The organism is Streptomyces sp. NPDC048106 (assembly GCF_040706415.1).
Taxonomy (GTDB): Bacteria; Actinomycetota; Actinomycetes; order Streptomycetales; family Streptomycetaceae; genus Streptomyces.
On the sequence record NZ_JBEZND010000001.1, the window covers coordinates 239,526 to 254,757 of the forward strand.

At 70.7% G+C, this 15,232-nt stretch carries 14 protein-coding genes; 4 read left to right on the forward strand and 10 right to left on the reverse strand.

Annotated features, from left to right (window positions below; all coding sequences use genetic code 11):
- Positions 1–256: 256 nt before the first annotated feature.
- Complete coding sequence (locus tag AB0927_RS01075) at positions 257–640, reverse strand: hypothetical protein (RefSeq protein ID WP_366665334.1); 384 nt, start codon at positions 638–640, stop codon at positions 257–259.
- A gap of 343 nt (positions 641–983) precedes the next feature.
- On the opposite strand from AB0927_RS01075, the gene AB0927_RS01080 reads away from it, so the two are divergent.
- Complete coding sequence (locus AB0927_RS01080; protein ID WP_366665335.1) at positions 984–1,511, forward strand: universal stress protein; 528 nt, start codon at positions 984–986, stop codon at positions 1,509–1,511.
- A gap of 58 nt (positions 1,512–1,569) precedes the next feature.
- Here the strand turns inward: AB0927_RS01080 and glmS are convergent, their stop codons facing one another.
- A complete protein-coding gene (glmS, locus tag AB0927_RS01085) occupies positions 1,570–3,387 on the reverse strand; it encodes a glutamine--fructose-6-phosphate transaminase (isomerizing) (protein WP_366665336.1) in 1,818 nt (605 codons plus the stop codon).
- 12 nt (positions 3,388–3,399) lie between these two features.
- Positions 3,400–3,657 (reverse strand): hypothetical protein, encoded by a 258-nt coding sequence (locus AB0927_RS01090; protein WP_366665337.1) that lies wholly within the window; start codon positions 3,655–3,657, stop codon positions 3,400–3,402.
- Positions 3,658–3,890: 233 nt separating this feature from the next.
- Between AB0927_RS01090 and AB0927_RS01095 the strand changes: the two genes are divergently transcribed.
- Positions 3,891–5,501 (forward strand): beta-N-acetylhexosaminidase, encoded by a 1,611-nt coding sequence (locus tag AB0927_RS01095; protein WP_366665338.1) that lies wholly within the window; start codon positions 3,891–3,893, stop codon positions 5,499–5,501.
- Between the two features lie 49 nt (positions 5,502–5,550).
- On the opposite strand, the gene AB0927_RS01100 is transcribed toward AB0927_RS01095, so the two are convergent.
- The 7 genes from AB0927_RS01100 to AB0927_RS01130 form a co-directional block, all read right to left on the reverse strand.
- Positions 5,551–7,320, reverse strand: a complete 1,770-nt coding sequence (locus tag AB0927_RS01100) for an IucA/IucC family siderophore biosynthesis protein (protein WP_366665339.1) — start codon at positions 7,318–7,320, stop codon at positions 5,551–5,553.
- Entirely contained in the window at positions 7,317–7,850 is a 534-nt protein-coding gene (locus AB0927_RS01105) for a GNAT family N-acetyltransferase (RefSeq protein WP_366665340.1), read from the reverse strand. Before AB0927_RS01105 ends, AB0927_RS01100 begins: the two co-directional genes overlap by 4 nt.
- Positions 7,847–9,142 carry a lysine N(6)-hydroxylase/L-ornithine N(5)-oxygenase family protein gene (locus AB0927_RS01110; protein ID WP_366665341.1) on the reverse strand — a complete coding sequence of 432 codons (1,296 nt, stop codon included), beginning with the start codon at positions 9,140–9,142 and terminating at the stop codon, positions 7,847–7,849. Before AB0927_RS01110 ends, AB0927_RS01105 begins: the two co-directional genes overlap by 4 nt.
- On the reverse strand, positions 9,126–10,568 hold the full coding sequence (locus tag AB0927_RS01115) for an aspartate aminotransferase family protein (protein ID WP_366665342.1): 1,443 nt from the start codon (positions 10,566–10,568) through the stop codon (positions 9,126–9,128). The genes AB0927_RS01110 and AB0927_RS01115 overlap by 17 nt, the downstream gene beginning before the upstream one ends.
- Positions 10,569–10,695: 127 nt before the next feature.
- Positions 10,696–11,538 carry a siderophore-interacting protein gene (locus AB0927_RS01120; protein ID WP_366665343.1) on the reverse strand — a complete coding sequence of 281 codons (843 nt, stop codon included), beginning with the start codon at positions 11,536–11,538 and terminating at the stop codon, positions 10,696–10,698.
- A 33-nt stretch (positions 11,539–11,571) separates the two neighbouring features.
- Complete coding sequence (locus AB0927_RS01125; protein ID WP_366665345.1) at positions 11,572–12,621, reverse strand: ABC transporter substrate-binding protein; 1,050 nt, start codon at positions 12,619–12,621, stop codon at positions 11,572–11,574.
- A 122-nt stretch (positions 12,622–12,743) separates the two neighbouring features.
- Positions 12,744–13,190, reverse strand: coding sequence for an ATP-binding protein (locus AB0927_RS01130; RefSeq protein ID WP_366665346.1), 447 nt, complete (start codon positions 13,188–13,190; stop codon positions 12,744–12,746).
- 207 nt (positions 13,191–13,397) lie between these two features.
- Between AB0927_RS01130 and AB0927_RS01135 the strand changes: the two genes are divergently transcribed.
- Both AB0927_RS01135 and AB0927_RS01140 read left to right on the forward strand, forming a co-directional pair.
- Complete coding sequence (locus AB0927_RS01135; RefSeq protein WP_366665347.1) at positions 13,398–14,684, forward strand: XRE family transcriptional regulator; 1,287 nt, start codon at positions 13,398–13,400, stop codon at positions 14,682–14,684.
- 40 nt (positions 14,685–14,724) lie between these two features.
- Positions 14,725–15,168 carry an NUDIX domain-containing protein gene (locus tag AB0927_RS01140; RefSeq protein ID WP_366665348.1) on the forward strand — a complete coding sequence of 148 codons (444 nt, stop codon included), beginning with the start codon at positions 14,725–14,727 and terminating at the stop codon, positions 15,166–15,168.
- Positions 15,169–15,232: the final 64 nt, after the last annotated feature.

The window sequence follows — 15,232 nt, forward strand, 5'->3', positions numbered from 1 at the left end:
ACGCACGGTGACCAGTTCCAAATGCGGCACATTGTCGACATGACAACTTGGCGTGAAGCATTCGATCACGAAGCGTTGCACTCGCGGGCCGTGCAGGGAAGTGCGCCTCGGGGCAGTGGCCAAACCGCGTAGGGTGCACAGCGGCCCGTAGACCCTTTCCGTGCAGGTGGAACGGGGGTTGAGGGGTGGTAGGGGGCACCCTTCGGCGATATCAAGAAGTTGGCTGAAAAGAAGCGCTTGGAAGCGTGGAAACCGGTCAGTCGACCGGTGTCGTCTCCCGGGTGTGACGTCCGCCTCTTTGCATGCCGCAACGCCCGGCGCCCGGCCCGCCGTTGCGCCCCTCGCCCCGGCCGGCAGCCCGCGCTCCGGCGCGTCGCGCACCGCGCCTTCGCCCCCGGCGCCGGCCCGCGCCCCGGCGCGCCCCGCCCCGCGCGCCGCGCTCCGACCGTCGTAGCAGAAGCCGGCAGACGGCGGTGACGGCGGCCAGCCCCAGCGCGGTCCCGGTGGCGCCGGCGAGCGAGGTGCCGTACCAGAGCAGGACCACGGGGACGAGGACGCAACTGAAGGCGGCCCAGCGGATCAGCTCGCTCGTGCCGTCCTGCGTGCCGGGCTCCTCGTGGCGGGACCGGGGTCCGGGCATCTCGTACTCCCTGTGGCGGCCTGTGGCGCCTTGTGGCTCCCTGTGGTGGTGGCTCATCCCCTTCAACGCCCGTCCGACCGGTCGGTCACCGGCCGTGCGTCCGCGAACCCTGTGCAAAGCGCCTGTACGGGGCATCGGGCATTGCGTTACGCGCGCCGCTCGTGCATGCTCCGGTGAACCCCTGAGGATGCCGGGGGACCGCTTACAGAGCGTGCAAGGGATCTGGGCTCGGGAGGCGTGCCGCCGTACCCTTGGGGGTATGGGGTGGGGAAGATGTTTCCCGGACACAGCTCTGCTGCACACTGTCGTCCCATCCATAAAGGATCACAACGCCGAGACAGCCATGGCCGGTCACGAATTCTTCGAACCCGCGGACCGCAAGCGGCCGGTCGCCGATCCCACGGCGGCCGATCCCCTGGCGGCGGAAGAGTCACACCATTCCTGCGACCCCGCCTTCCGGCATGGAGTCGTCGTCGGTTTCGACGGCTCCACCTCCAGTGAGCGCGCCCTCGCGTACGCGATCGGCATGGCCCACCGTTCCCACTCCGGTCTGATCATCGTGCATGTCGCCAACCGGCTGCCCACCACGGTGTGGGCGGGCTGTGAGCCACCCGTCTTCGTGGACGTGCCGGATCACCGCACCGAGGTGCTCGGCCTCGAACTCGCCTGTGCGGACTACCTGTCCGAGGTGCCGTGGATCCTGGTCGAGCGTGGCGGGGACATCTGTCACGAACTCGAAGAGGTGGGGCGGGAGTACGAGGCGGACGCCATCGTCGTCGGCTCCACGCACGGGATCGTGGGCCGGATCTTCGGCTCCGTCGCGGGGCGGCTCGCGCGGCGGGCGCGGCGGCCGGTGATCGTGATCCCCTGAGACAGGAGAACCCCCGTGCGGTCCGCACGGGGGTTCGTCCGTCCTTTGGCCGGGCCGTCTACTCGACGGTCACCGACTTGGCGAGGTTCCTCGGCTTGTCGATGTCCCGGCCCAGCGCCTTCGCCGTGTGGTAGGCGAGGAGCTGGAGCGGGATGCCCATCAGGATCGGGTCGAGTTCGTCCTCGTTCTTCGGGACGACGATGGTCTGGTCGGCCTTCTCCTGGTGCTGGTGGGCCACGGCGAGGATCTTGCCCTCGCGGGCCTTGATCTCCTCCAGCGCGGCGCGGTTCTTCTCCAGCAGGTCGTCGTCGGGGACGATCGCGACCGTCGGCAGGGCGGGCTCGATCAGGGCCAGCGGGCCGTGCTTCAGCTCGGAGGCGGGGTAGGCCTCGGCGTGGATGTAGGAGACCTCCTTGAGCTTGAGGGAGGCCTCGCGGGCGACCGGGTAGCCGCGGACCCGGCCGATGAAGAGCATCGAGCGGGCCTCGGCGTACAGCTCGGCCAGCTCCTTGATCTGCTCCTCCTGCTTGAGGATCTCGGTGATCTGGTCGGGCAGCTTGCGCAGGCCCTCGATGATCCGCTTGCCGTCGCGCACCGAGAGGTCGCGGGTGCGGCCCAGGTGCAGGGCGAGCAGCGCGAAGGCGACCGTGGTGTTGGTGAAGCACTTGGTCGACACGACGCAGACCTCGGGGCCCGCGTGCACGTAGATCCCGGCGTCCGCCTCCCGGGCGATCGCGGAGCCCACCACGTTGACGACGCCGAAGACCCGCGCGCCCTTGCGCTTCAGCTCCTGCACGGCGGCGAGGACGTCGTACGTCTCACCGGACTGGGAGACCGCGACGTACAGCGTGTCGGGGTCCACGACCGCGTTGCGGTAGCGGAACTCGGAGGCCGGCTCGGCGTCCGCGGGGATGCGGGCCAGCTCCTCGATCATCTGGGCGCCGATCATGCCCGCGTGGTACGAGGTGCCGCAGCCGAGGATCTTCACGCGGCGGATCTGCCGGGCCTCGCGGGCGTCCAGGTTGAGCCCGCCGAGGTGCACGGTGGAGAAGCGGTCGTCGATCCGGCCGCGCAGCACGCGGTCGACCGCGTCGGCCTGCTCCGAGATCTCCTTGTGCATGTAGGTGTCGTGGCCGCCCATGTCGTACGACTCGGCCTCCCACTCCACCGTGGTGGGCTCGGCGGTGGTGCGCGTGCCCTCGGTGGTGTAGGTGCGGAAGTCGTCGGCCTTGAGGGTGGCCATCTCGCCGTCGTCCAGCGTCACTATCTGACGGGTGTGCATGACCAGCGCGGCGATGTCGGAGGCGACGAACATCTCCTTCTCGCCGATGCCGAGCACTACCGGGGAGCCGTTGCGGGCCACCACGATCCGGTCCGGGAAGTCGGCGTGCAGCACCGCGATGCCGTACGTGCCCTCGATCAGCCGGACCGCCTGGCGGACCTTGTCCTCCAGCTTCTCGGCGGTGGCGCGGGCGATGAGGTGGGTGAGCACCTCGGTGTCGGTCTCGGAGAGGAACTCGACGCCGTCCGCCTCCAGCTTGCGGCGCAGGTCGGCGGCGTTGTCGATGATGCCGTTGTGCACGACGGCGACCTTGTTGTCGGCCGACATGTGCGGGTGGGCGTTCACGTCGGAGGGGGCGCCGTGGGTGGCCCAGCGGGTGTGGGCGATGCCGGTGGTGCCCTTGAAGCGCGCCGGGACCTTGGCCTCCAGGTCGCGCACCCGGCCCTTGGCCTTGACCATCTTCAGGCCGGGCGCCTTCGGGGAGGTGACGACGATGCCCGCGGAGTCGTACCCGCGGTACTCCAGCCGCTGGAGGCCCTCCAGGAGGAGGGGGGCGACGTCACGCTTCCCGATGTAACCGACAATTCCGCACATATGCAGGTATTCCTAGCCGTAGACGATGCGGCGCAACTGCCTGAGCGTCAGCTCGGGCGGTGCCACCGCTCGATATCTGAGGTCCGCCCCGATCCGTTCGAAGATCTCCGCGTTCACCAGGCCCTGGGCCTGGAGCTCGCGGTGGCGGCGACGGACGAAGTCCTCCGTCGACTCGTCGAAGTAGGCGAGCACGTCCTGGATCACCCGCAGCGCCTCGCCCCTGTGGAGGGGCGTGGACCGCGTCAGATGATCTACGAGTTCGTCGTGCACCCGTAGATCCTCGGTTACGGGCGCCGGTTTCGCAAGATTCCTGCCCGATAGCGGGCAGCGAGGGGGTGAACCCTTGTTCGCTGGCTGTGTTCCGTGTCACCTCGGGCCGGATGCCGGCCGGCGGGCTCCCGTGAAACCTCCTCCGGTGAAAGCGCCTTGGGTTCGCGTCGGAGGGGGGTCGTCCCGCCGGATCTGCGGGAGAGTGGTTCCGATCTGATCCGAAGGGACCCTCTATGGGATGGAATGACCGTACGACTCCCCGAGTCGCCCGCGTCCTCGGGGCGCTGCTGCTCGTCGCGGCGGCCGGCGCCTTCTCCGCCGGAGCCGCCCCCGCCCCCGCCCCGCCCGAGGCCGGCCTCGTCCCCCTGGACCGGGTGGTCCCGGCCCCCGCCTCCGTCACGCCGGGCGGAGTGCCGTACCGCGTCACCCGTGCCACCGCCGTGCGGGTCGACGGCTCGGCCGAGGTCCGCGGCATCGGTGCCTACCTCGCGGGCGTCCTGCGGCCCTCCACCGGCTACCCGCTGCCGGTCACCGACCGCGGCAGCGGCGGCATCCGCCTCCACCTGGACGAGGGCGGCGGATACGGAGCCGAGGGCTACCGGCTGCGCAGCGGCCCCTCCGGTGTCGTGATCACCGCGAGCGCCCCCGCGGGCCTCTTCCACGGAGTGCAGACGCTGCGTCAGCTCCTCCCGGCCGCCGTCGAGAAGAAGACGGTCCAGCGCGGGAGCTGGCAGATCGCCGGCGGCACCGTCGAGGACCACCCCCGCTACGCCTACCGCGGCGCCATGCTGGACGTCTCCCGGCACTTCTTCACCGTCGCCCAGGTCGAGCGGTACATCGACCAGCTCGCCCTCTACAAGATCAACGAACTGCATCTGCACCTCAGCGACGACCAGGGCTGGCGCATCGCCATCGACTCCTGGCCCAGGCTGGCCGGTTACGGCGGCGGCACGGAGGTCGGCGGCGGCCAGGGCGGCTCCTACACCCGGGCCGATTACCGGCGGATCGTCTCCCATGCCGCCTCCCGCTACGTGGAGGTCGTGCCCGAGATCGACATGCCCGGCCACACCAACGCGGCCCTCGCCTCCTACGCCCGGCTCAACTGCGACGGGGTGGCGCCCCCGCGCTACACGGGCACGGAGGTCGGCTTCAGCTCGCTGTGCGTGTCCAAGGACGTCACCTACACCTTCGTGGACGACGTCGTCAGGGAACTGGCCGCGCTCACCCCCGGCCGCTACCTGCACATCGGCGGCGACGAGGCGCACTCCACCAGCCACGCCGACTACGTGACCTTCATGGACCGCGTGCAGCCCATCGTCGCCCGGTACGGAAAGAAGGTCATCGGCTGGCACCAGCTCACCGGCGCCCGCCCCGCCGAGGGCGCGCTCGCCCAGTACTGGGGCCTGGACGGCACCGGCGCGGCCGAGAAGGAGCAGGTCGCGCGGGCCGCCCGGAACGGCACCGGGCTGATCCTGTCCCCGGCCGACCGGGTCTACCTCGACATGAAGTACACCAAGGACACCGGGCTCGGGCTCAGTTGGGCGGGGCTGGTCGAGGTCCGGCGGTCGTACGACTGGGACCCCGGCGCGTATCTGCCGGGCGCGCCCGCGTCGGCGGTCAAGGGGGTGGAGGCGCCCCTGTGGTCGGAGACGCTGAAGACGTCGGCCGACATCGAGTACATGGCGTTCCCGCGGCTGCCGGGCGTGGCCGAGCTGGGCTGGTCGCCCGCCGCCACCCACGACTGGAGCACCTACCGGGTACGGCTGGCCGCCCAGGGCCCGCGCTGGGACGCCCTCGGCATCCGGTACTACCGGTCGCCGCAGGTGCCGTGGCCCACGGGCTGAGAGGGGGCCGGGCGGGCGCCCCGGGGACCGTACCCGGGGCGCCCGCCGGTCAGCGGCCGGCCAGCGGATTCCGCAGGGTGCCCACCAGCTGGAGCGCGCCGGAGGGGTCGGTGAGGTCCACCATCTGCCGGTTGTCGCGCAGCTGGAGCCGGTTGAGGCAGGACAGCGCGAACTCGGGGGCGAAGAGGTCGTACCGCCGGAACCGCTCGCGCAGGTGGGGGTTCGCCTCCTGGTACTCCCGGCTGATCTCCGCGACCGTCCGCCAGAAGACGTCCTCCGCCAGGATGCCTTCGGCGGCCAGGTTCGCCGCGAGGAAGCGGAAGAAGCAGTCGAAGACGTCGGTGAAGACCGACAGCAGCTTCTTGTCCTCGGGGACCTCGGCCCGGATCCGGGCGACCTCGGGCGGCAGCACGGTGCCCGGGTCCGTCACCGCGATCTCCTCGGCGATGTCCTTGTAGATCGCCCGCCGCACGATCCCGTCCCGCAGCACCAGCAGGGTGTTCTCGCCGTGCGGCATGAAGACCAGGCCGTAGGCGTAGAAGCTGTGCAGCAGCGGCACGTAGTACGCCCGCAGATACCGGCGCAGCCACTCGGCGGGCGCGAGTCCCGACCGCTCGATCAGGGCGCCCGCGAAGGACGCGCCCTCGTGGTCGACGTGCAGCAGCGCGGCCATGGTGGCGAGCGTCTCGCCGTCCCGGAGCGAGGGCACCGGGCTCTCCCGCCACAGCGCGGCCAGCATCTTGCGGTAGGGGGAGTGGCGGTCGGTGGCCCGCTCGTACTCCAGGTGCCGGTAGCCGACGGCGGCCCGCTCGCGGATGATCGTCAGGCCGGTGCCCCTCAGCACCGGGTCGCTGTCGATCAGCCGGGCGAGCCAGTCGTTGATGGCCGGCGTGGACTCCATGTAGGCGGCCGAAAGTCCCCGCATGAAGCCCATGTTGAGCACGGACAGCGCCGTCTTCACGTAGTGCTTGTGCGGATCGCCGGTGTTGAAGAAGGTCCGGACGGACTGCTGGGCGAGGTACTCGTCGTCGCCCTCGCCGAGCGGGACCAGGTGCCGCCGGGCCACTTCCGCCGCGAAGGTGACGGACAGCTTGTTCCACCACTGCCAGGGGTGGACGGGGATGAGGAGGTAGTCGGCCGGGTCGAGCCCCCGCGCGGTCAGCGTCCGCCGGAACCGCTCGACGGTCTCCTCGCCCAGCTCCGCCCGGACGAAGCCCTCGTACGCGATCCCGGCCCCCGCCGTGAACACGGCCCGCGAGCGGTGCGCGGCCAGCCAGACCAGCCGGACGGGGTGCGCGGTCTCCGGGGCGTACGACAGGTACTCGTGGATCCCGAACCCGAGCCGCCCGTTGTTCGCGACGAAGCAGGGGTGGCCCTCGGTCATCCCGGCCTCGATCGCCTGGAAGCCGCTCGACGCCAGTTCGGCTGCGGTGACGTGGTGCTTGGCGAGCTTGTAGCAGGTTCCGGAGAGGGTGGCGGAGATCTCCTCCAGGTAGACGGGCAGGACGGCGTCGCCGAGACCCAGGGCGTCCTTCATCTCGATGAAGAAGTCCAGTGCGTTGAGGGGGAGTTCGCGCCCGTCGCGGTGCCGGGTGATCGAGCCCGCGTCGACCTGCCAGTGGTTCAGGGCGCGGCGGACGGCGGTGAACCGGTAGGCGCCGAGTCCGTCGTCGCTGCGCACGACATACCCCTCGCCGTCCTCCTCGGGGGTGAGCAGGCGCTCGTGGGCGAACTCGGCGAGGGCCTTGCGTATCAGCAGCCGGTTGGCCTCCGCCCAGCGCTCGGGCGAGAGATGGGCCACGGACTCCTCGGGCGTCATGCGGCCACCGCCGTCGTGAACCGCTCGCGCGTGCAGAAGCTCAGCAGGGCCGTCTTCTCCGGTTTCCGCAGCTCGCGTTCGGCCAGGAAGCCGACGGCCGCGTTCAGCGCGTGCACCGCGGTGTTGCGCACGTCCGGTTCCACGACGACGCGCCGCACGGCCGGGTCCTCGAACAGGTGGGTCATGACGGCGGTGAGGACGGCGCGGGTGAACCCGTGCTCGGGGGTGTCGGTGGCCGGGGTCAGGAAGTGCATCCCGACATCACCGGGCCGCGGCTCGTACAGGCCGGCCAGCTCCCGGTGCGCGGGGTCGTACCGTTCCATGAGGAAGGCGGGCCGGCCGTCCCGCAGTCCGAGGAGCGCGTGATGGTACGGGTCGGCCGCGATCTCCGCGTACGCCCGTTCGACGTCGGCCGGTCCGGCGTCGCGCATCATCCAGAACGCGGCCTTCGGGTGGGTGACCCAGGAGTGCAGCAGCGGGGCGTCGCCGGGCGGGTCGACGGGCCGGAAGGCGAAGGTCGTGTCGGTCATGCGGCGAACTCCTGGAAGGCGACGGACTTCTCGACCGGGTAGTACTCGGTACCGAGCAGCTCGCGGATGATGCAGGCGTTGCGGTACGGGCCCATGCCCAGGTCGGGGCTGGTGACGCTGTGGGTGTGGACGCCGGCGTTCTGGAGGAAGACGCCGCGCCCGGTGACGTCGATGGCGTAGTTGCGGGCGACGTCGAAGCGGCCGTGGCCGTCGAAGCGCAGCCGGTCACGGAGCGGGGCGAGGAAGGCCGGGGGCGCGTAGTGGTAGCCGGTGGCCAGCACCAGGCCCTCGGTGCGGATCTCGAAGTCCTTGCCCTGCTCGTCCTGGCGGAAGCCGAGGGTGTAGCCACCGTCGTGGTAACGGGCCTCGTTCAGCGAGGAGTTGGTGAGCAGCCGGGTGGGCAGGGGCCGGTCCCCGCGCTCGACGGTCTTCTGGTACAGCAGGTCGAAGATCGCGTCGACGAGGTCCGAGTCGATGCCCTTGAACAGTCCCTTCTGCTGTTTCTCCAGCCGGTAACGGGTCTCCTCGGGCAGCGCGCGGAAGTAGTCGATGTAGTCCGGGGAGGTCAGCTCCAGGGTCAGCTTGGTGTACTCCAGCGGGAAGAACCTGGGGGAGCGGGTGACCCAGTCGAGCCGGTAGCCGTGGACGTCGATCCCGGAGAGCAGCTCGTAGTAGATCTCGGCCGCGCTCTGTCCGCTGCCGACGACCGTGAGGGACCTCTTCTTTCGCAGGTCCGCCCTGCGGTACATGTACTGGGAGCTGTGCAGGAAGTCCCCGCCGAGGTCCCGGCAGGCCCCGGGGAGGTAGGGCACCGTGCCCGTGCCGAGGACGAGATGCCGGGCGCGGACGACGTCACCGGCCCCGGTCCGCACGACGTAGACCTCGCCCTCGCCCCCGTCCTCGTACGACACCGCGGTGACCGTCGTGCCGAACCGGACGCTGCTCAGCCTGCCCGCGGCCCAGCGGCAGTAGTCGGCGTACTCCACCCGCAGTGGATAGAAGTTCTCGCGGATGTAGAAGGAGTACAGCCTGCCCTTCTCCTTCAGGTAGTTGAGGAAGGAGTACGGCGAGGTCGGGTCGGCGAGGGTGACCAGGTCCGACAGGAACGGGGTCTGGAGGTGGGCGCCGTCCAGGAACATCCCGGCGTGCCACTCGAAGTCCGGCTTGGACTCCAGGAAGACTGCGTCCAGTTCGGCGATCGGCTCGGCCAGACAGGCGAGACCGAGGTTGAAGGGGCCGAGCCCGATCCCCACGAGGTCGTGGATGCGGCTGGCTTCAGGAAGCGCGGTCAAGGGACTCTCCCAGGTACTGCTCGGCGTGGCCGGCGATCAGGTCGAGGACGGCGGCGATGTCGGCCGGCGTCGTCTCGGGGTTGAGCAGGGTGAACTTCAGATGGTGGCGGCCGTCCACCGTGGTGCCCGCGACCACGGCGTCTCCGGAGGCGAACAGCGCCTTGCGGGCATGGATGTTGGCGCGGTCGGTATCGGCCGGGTCGGTGCCGGCGGCCGGGACGTAGCGGAAGACGAGGGTGGACAGGGACGGCTCGACCACGACGTCGAACCGCGGGTCGGCGGCCAGCAGCCGCCACCCCTGGGCCGCCAGGTCGCAGACCTGGTCGAAGAGTTCGCCGATGCCGTCGGCGCCCATCGTGCGCAGGGTCAGCCACAGCTTGAGGGCGTCGAACCGGCGGGTGGTCTGGAGGGACTTGTCGACCTGGTTGGGGATGCGCTCGCGCACCATCCGGCGCGGGTTGAGGTAGTCGGCGTGGTAGGTGGCGTGCCGCAGGGTGGCCGCGTCGCGCACCAGCACGGCGGACGAACTCACCGGCTGGAAGAAGGACTTGTGGTAGTCGACGGTGACCGAGTCGGCGCGCTCGATGCCGTCGATGCGGTGCCGGTACCTGCGCGAGGCGAGCAGCCCGCAGCCATAGGCCGCGTCCACGTGCAGCCAGGTGCCGTACCGGTCGCACAGTTCGGCGATCTCGGGCAGCGGGTCGATGGAGCCGAAGTCTGTGGTCCCGGCGGTGCCGACGACGGCCATCGGCACCAGGCCCTCGGCGAGGCAGCGCTCCAACTCGTTCGCCAGGGTGACGGTCCGCATCCGACGGTCGCGGTCGACGGCGACGGTGACGACGGCGTCCGGGCCGAGCCCGAGCAGTTTCGCCGACTTGCGCACACTGAAGTGGCCGGCCTCGGAGGCGAAGATCCGCAGTCTCGCCAGGTCCCCGCACCCGGCCTCCTCCCGGGCCAGCAGCAGCGCCTGGAGGTTGGACTGGCTGCCGCCGGAGGTGAACACGCCGTCCGCGGCCGGGCCGAGGCCGATCCGCCCGGCCGTCCAGTCGATCAGCCGGCGCTCGATGAGCGTGCCGCCGGCCGACTGGTCCCAGGTGTCGAGCGAGGAGTTGACCGCGGAGAGCACCGCCTCGCCGAGCACCGCCGGGATGACGACCGGGCAGTTGAGGTGGGCGAGATAGCGGGGGTGGTGGAAGTAGACCGCGTCCTTCAGGTAGACGTCCTCCAGCTCGTCCAGCACGGCGGCGGTGTCGCCGAGGGGCCGGTCGAGGTCGATGGCGTCGACGCGGAGGGAGAGGTCGTCCACCGTGATGCCGGTGAACGGGCGGTCGGCGCCCGCGAGTCTGGCCGCCACCCGGTCGACTCCTTCGGTCACACAGCGGCGGTAGTGCTCCGCGGTGAGGCCGTTGAGCAGGTGGGAGCGCATGAGGGGTCCTCCGGGAAGTCAAGGTGTGTGCGGGGGCGGGGTGGGGGCGGGTGCGGGGGCCCCGGGGACTGTTGCGGGGCTGGGCTTTTGGGCGGGGTCTCTTCGGGAGGGGGCTTCCGGGGCAGCCCTATTCGCCGGCCGCCCGGAGCTGTTCCTCCGACAGCCCGCGCCGCCAGTACCCGACGAAGGTCACCCGGCGCCGGTCGATCCCGCGCTCCCGGACGAAGTGCCGGCGCAACGCCTTCACGTGCCCGGACTCGCCGGCGATCCAGACGTAGGGGATCGCGGCACCGGGCAGTCGGGCGTCCCGCACGGCGGCGAGCGGCTCGGGGGCGTCCTCGTCCCGCACCAGCCAGGTGAGGTCCACGTCGGCGTCCGTGCGCACGTCCTGGACGTCACCGGCGTACGGCACCTGGAGCCAGGCGCGGACGCGGGTGCTCGCCGGAAGGGACTCCAGGATCGCGGTCGCGGCGGGTACGGCGGTCTCGTCGCCCCACATCACCACGAGATCGGTGTCCGCGGGCGGCCGGAAGCGAATGGCCCGGTTGTCGGCGAGCACGGGCCCGAGCACCAGCACCCGGTCGCCGGGAACGGCCCGCGCGGCCCACCGGGAGGCGGGCCCCGCGGGAGTGGCGGCGGGTCCGATGCCGTGCAGGGCGAAGTCGATGTCGATCTCGTCCGGCGCGCGCCGCAGCTTTCGCAGGGTGTACGAGCGCATCACGGCCCGTACGTCCGCCGGGAGTTCCCGCCACCGCTGCCACCACTCGTCGCCCAGGTCTCGCGGTACGACCGGCTCCCGCTGCCCGGGGTGCGGGAGGAACAGGGAGAGTGACTGGTCGCGCCCGTCGGAGTGGAAGCCCCGCAGTCCGGCGCCGCCGAAGGTGACCCGCACCAGGGACGGCCCGAGCCGTTCGGTGCGCAGGACCTGGAGGGCGAAGAGCGTGAAGGGGTCGACGTCGGCCGTGGCCATGGTGGCTCCTGTCGGAAGTGTGGGGGAGGGCGGTCAGCCGACCTTCTTCGCCTTCTCCAGGGCCTCGGCGAGCCCCGTCAGCAACGGCACACACTTGTCGTACGACAGGATCGGCTCGGGTGACCGCGCGATGACCTGCCCCGCCTTGACGGCGGGCAGCTTCCGCCATGTCGGCTTGGTGAGGTCCGCGGGCTGGAGCGCCGACGAGCGGTCGTCCATCATGATGATGTCGGCCTGGTACTTGTCGACGTTCTCCCAGCTCAGCGACTCGTACCAGCCGCCGCCCTGCTTCTTCGCGCTCTCCGGCGGCTCCACGAAGTTCACGCCGAGGGCCTTGAAGTACTCCAGGTCTATGGACAGACGCGTCCCCGAGACATAGAAGAGCTGCTCACTCGCGCTGCCGACCAGCACCTTCAGGTGCGGCTTGGCCTTCGCCGCGGCCCGCAGCCGGGCGGCCGCCGCCTCGAACCGCTTCTTCGCGTCGGTGACCCCGGCCGCCTTCATGTCCGCGCCGAGCGACTCGGCGAGCTCCCACATCCGCTGGAGCGGCCGGGTGAGCTGACGGTCGTACACGGAGATGCCGACGCTGGGGGCGAGCCCGGCGATCTGCTTCGCGGACTGCTCGGGCACGTACCAGAGGGTTCCGGCGTCGTCGAACATCGTGGTGATCAGCACGTCCGGGGCGAGCGCGGCGTACTTCTCGACGTTGAACTGCCCCCAGGCGTTGCCGAGGACGGTCACCTTGCTGACGTCCATGTCGCCGGCCTGGACGTCGGGCTTGCCGCCCGTGGTCGTGGTGGGGCCGAAGACGCCCTTGACCTGGACGCCGTAGTCGTGGAGCGCGGCGCCGACGCCGGTGAAGGCGACGATGTTCGCGGGCACCTTGTCCAGCTTCACGCTCTTCCCGCGGTCGTCCTCGAAGTCCCAGCGCCCCGACGACCCGCCCGCCTTCGCCCCGCCTCCGACAGCCCCGGCTTTCCCCGTGTCGTCCCCGCAGGCCGTGAGCGCGACACCGAGTCCTACGGCACCACCGACGGCGAGCAGGCCGCGGCGGGAGAGATGGAGGGCAGGGGCATGGGACATGAACAGAACCGCTTTCGAACGGGGCGCGACGCCCGCCGGACAAGTGCGGAACTTAGGTTAGCCTAACCTTTCTTGCTGTCCAGGGGGTGGTGCTCTTCCGGCCGCGCCCGAGCCGTTGGGCGTCACGGAGCCGCCTCCAGCTCCGCCCAGATCTCCTTGCCCCAGGGTCCGCGGAACGGATGGCTGCCGAGCAGGGTGCAGCCCCAGCGGTCCGCGAGCGCGTCGATCAGGACCAGGCCGCGACCGGACTCGCCGTCGGCGTCCACGGGGCCGAGCACCGGCAGGCGCGCGGGTGCCATGTCCACCACCCCGATGTGCACTCGGACCGGCCCCGGCCGCCCGACGCGGAGGCGGATCGAGCGGCCCGGGGTGTGCCTGAAGGCGTTGGCGACCAACTCCGAAATGATCAGCTCCGCGGTGCCGGAGAGGTGGTCGAGATGCCAGGCGCCGAGCGCGTGACGGACGAGTCCGCGCCCGCGCCGGGCGGTCTCCGGCTCGCACGGGAAGGTCTGGCTGTAGAGGGGGTGGCCGGTGGAGGCGGTCCGCACCGGCTTGCTGGGAGTCGTCATGGGGGGAGCCTTCGTTTGTTGTCCTGTGTGCCCCCTGCCGGGGCGGATCGACGGCCGGCCGCTTGGGGGTCGACGGCCGCAATCCACACAACTCCCGCTGGTGGACGTCCAGTTAGGGCGATCGACCGGTTGCCCGGTGAGGCTCCCTAGGGCGATTTGGTGTTTCCTTTATCTGACGGAACGGAGTCGTGGCGATACGGTGCGCGCATGAACGACGCCATGCGGAACACCGCTCTTGAGGCGTGGATGAGCGAGCACGGGCACAGCTCCAACAGCCTCGCGGATGCCGTGAATTCGGCTGTCGAGCGGCTGACCGGGCGGGCCGGCGGTCACGACGGGGCCTCGGTCCGGGACTGGAAATCCGGACGGGTCAGATGGCCGAAGGCGGCAACGAGGAAGGCGCTCGAGGACGTCACCGGTCTGCCCGCCACCGCCTTGGGGTTCGTGCCACGCGGCCGGACCCCGTCCGTCCCGGCCTCATCGCAGGAGGACCTCGACATCATGAAACGCCGTTCTCTTGTCGGCGGCATCGCGGCTGCCGCCGCCGCGGCTGCCACCCCGGGGACCGCGTCGATGCGACGCATCGGCATGGGCGACGTCGACCGCCTGCACAGGCGCTTCGCCGAGATCGTCGCGCGCGACCACCTGCATGGGGGCCAACTCGGCATCGAACAACGGGCCGTGACACTCGCCGACGCGGCGATCAACCTGCAGAACGCGGGCAGCGCGACCCAGCGCGTACGCAGCGGCCTGTACGCGGCCGCCGCGGCGTTCCGTTCCTCAGCGATGTGGGCGGCCATCGACGGCCGTCGCTACGACGACGCGAAGGCACACATGCGCGAGGCCCAGACCCTCGCCGAACTGTCCGGCGACCAGGCCATCAAGTTCCGCATCTGGAGTCACGCGGGAAGCCTGTACCGGCACATGGGACGCCCTGCCGAAGCACTGGCCGCCAACGATGTCGCCTGCAACCTGCACCTCACGCGCCGCGATCCCTTGTTCGCCTGCCTGGGGTATGCCCGCCAGGCCGCCACTCTTGGTCTCACCGGCGACACTGCGGCTGTCCAGCGTGCTCTGGGCCGGTCTCAGGACGCATGGGATCGCGCCGACCGCAGTCTGGCTCGGCCTGTGTGGATGGCCGCGGTCCTCGGCGGAGCCGAGTTCGAAACCCTCGCTGTGGCCGCGCATCTTCGCCTTGGCGACTTCGAGCGGGCCGAGATGCACGCCCACCGCGGTCTGGCCCTGCTCCATCCCCGGATGCTTCGCGATCGTGCCATCAATACCGCCCGGCTCGCCACCGCCCAACTCGGCCAAGGCGATATCGAACCGGCCGTCGCAACGGCACGGAGGATCCCCTCCGACATCGCAGGCCAACATGCCCGGGTGGCGCCGATGCTGCAAAGGTTCGGGGCCATGCTGCGCGCTGCCGCGCCGGGCACCGCCGTTGTGCGGACCTGGGACGAGCATGTCGCTGCCTGGGGAGTCGGCGCATGACCAGGGTCCGGCCCCTCGTCTTCAAGGAAATCCAGGAAACATGAGCGGACACCCGGCACAGCCCACCATCGACACCCACGTTCTGCTCCGCGACGGCGACAAGGTTCTTCTTTCACGGAGAGGGGGGCCCTACGGATACGGGCGGTGGCATCTGCCCTCCGGCAAGCTCGACCAGGGGGAAGCCCTCACCGTCGGGGCGGCCCGGGAGTTGTTCGAGGAGACCGATGTCAAGGCCGATCCCGAGCACCTGGAGCTTCGGCACGTCGTGCACCACCGGCAGGAGGACGGCTCGGAGCGCATCGGCTTCTTCTTCGAGGCCAGGCGGTGGGAGGGGACGCCCCGGAACAAGGAACCCGAGAAGTGCCTCGCGCTGCGCTGGTTCGCCGACCATGAGCTGCCCGAGGACATCATCGAGTACCCCGGTGCGGGCCTGCGTGGCTGTCTCGGTCGGGCCGGTGCCCTGACGCTGCACGGTTGGCGGTAAGGGGCTCCCGGGAAGGGAAAAGGGCACGCCCGCCGGTGGTCCGGTGGGGTGCCCTTTCGCGGGG

Bases quoted from the DNA above. Each gene is read 5' to 3' on its own strand.
- glmS (WP_366665336.1), bottom strand. From the start codon at position 3,387: ATGTGCGGAATTGTCGGTTACATCGGGAAGCGTGACGTCGCCCCCCTC.
- AB0927_RS01105 (WP_366665340.1), bottom strand. From the start codon at position 7,850: ATGACCGACACGACCTTCGCCTTCCGGCCCGTCGACCCGCCCGGCGAC.
- AB0927_RS01095 (WP_366665338.1), top strand. From the start codon at position 3,891: ATGGGATGGAATGACCGTACGACTCCCCGAGTCGCCCGCGTCCTCGGG.
- AB0927_RS01115 (WP_366665342.1), bottom strand. From the start codon at position 10,568: ATGCGCTCCCACCTGCTCAACGGCCTCACCGCGGAGCACTACCGCCGC.
- AB0927_RS01100 (WP_366665339.1), bottom strand. From the start codon at position 7,320: ATGACGCCCGAGGAGTCCGTGGCCCATCTCTCGCCCGAGCGCTGGGCG.
- AB0927_RS01130 (WP_366665346.1), bottom strand. From the start codon at position 13,190: ATGACGACTCCCAGCAAGCCGGTGCGGACCGCCTCCACCGGCCACCCC.
- AB0927_RS01135 (WP_366665347.1), top strand. From the start codon at position 13,398: ATGAACGACGCCATGCGGAACACCGCTCTTGAGGCGTGGATGAGCGAG.
- AB0927_RS01075 (WP_366665334.1), bottom strand. From the start codon at position 640: ATGCCCGGACCCCGGTCCCGCCACGAGGAGCCCGGCACGCAGGACGGC.
- AB0927_RS01140 (WP_366665348.1), top strand. From the start codon at position 14,725: ATGAGCGGACACCCGGCACAGCCCACCATCGACACCCACGTTCTGCTC.
- AB0927_RS01125 (WP_366665345.1), bottom strand. From the start codon at position 12,621: ATGTCCCATGCCCCTGCCCTCCATCTCTCCCGCCGCGGCCTGCTCGCC.
- AB0927_RS01120 (WP_366665343.1), bottom strand. From the start codon at position 11,538: ATGGCCACGGCCGACGTCGACCCCTTCACGCTCTTCGCCCTCCAGGTC.
- AB0927_RS01080 (WP_366665335.1), top strand. From the start codon at position 984: ATGGCCGGTCACGAATTCTTCGAACCCGCGGACCGCAAGCGGCCGGTC.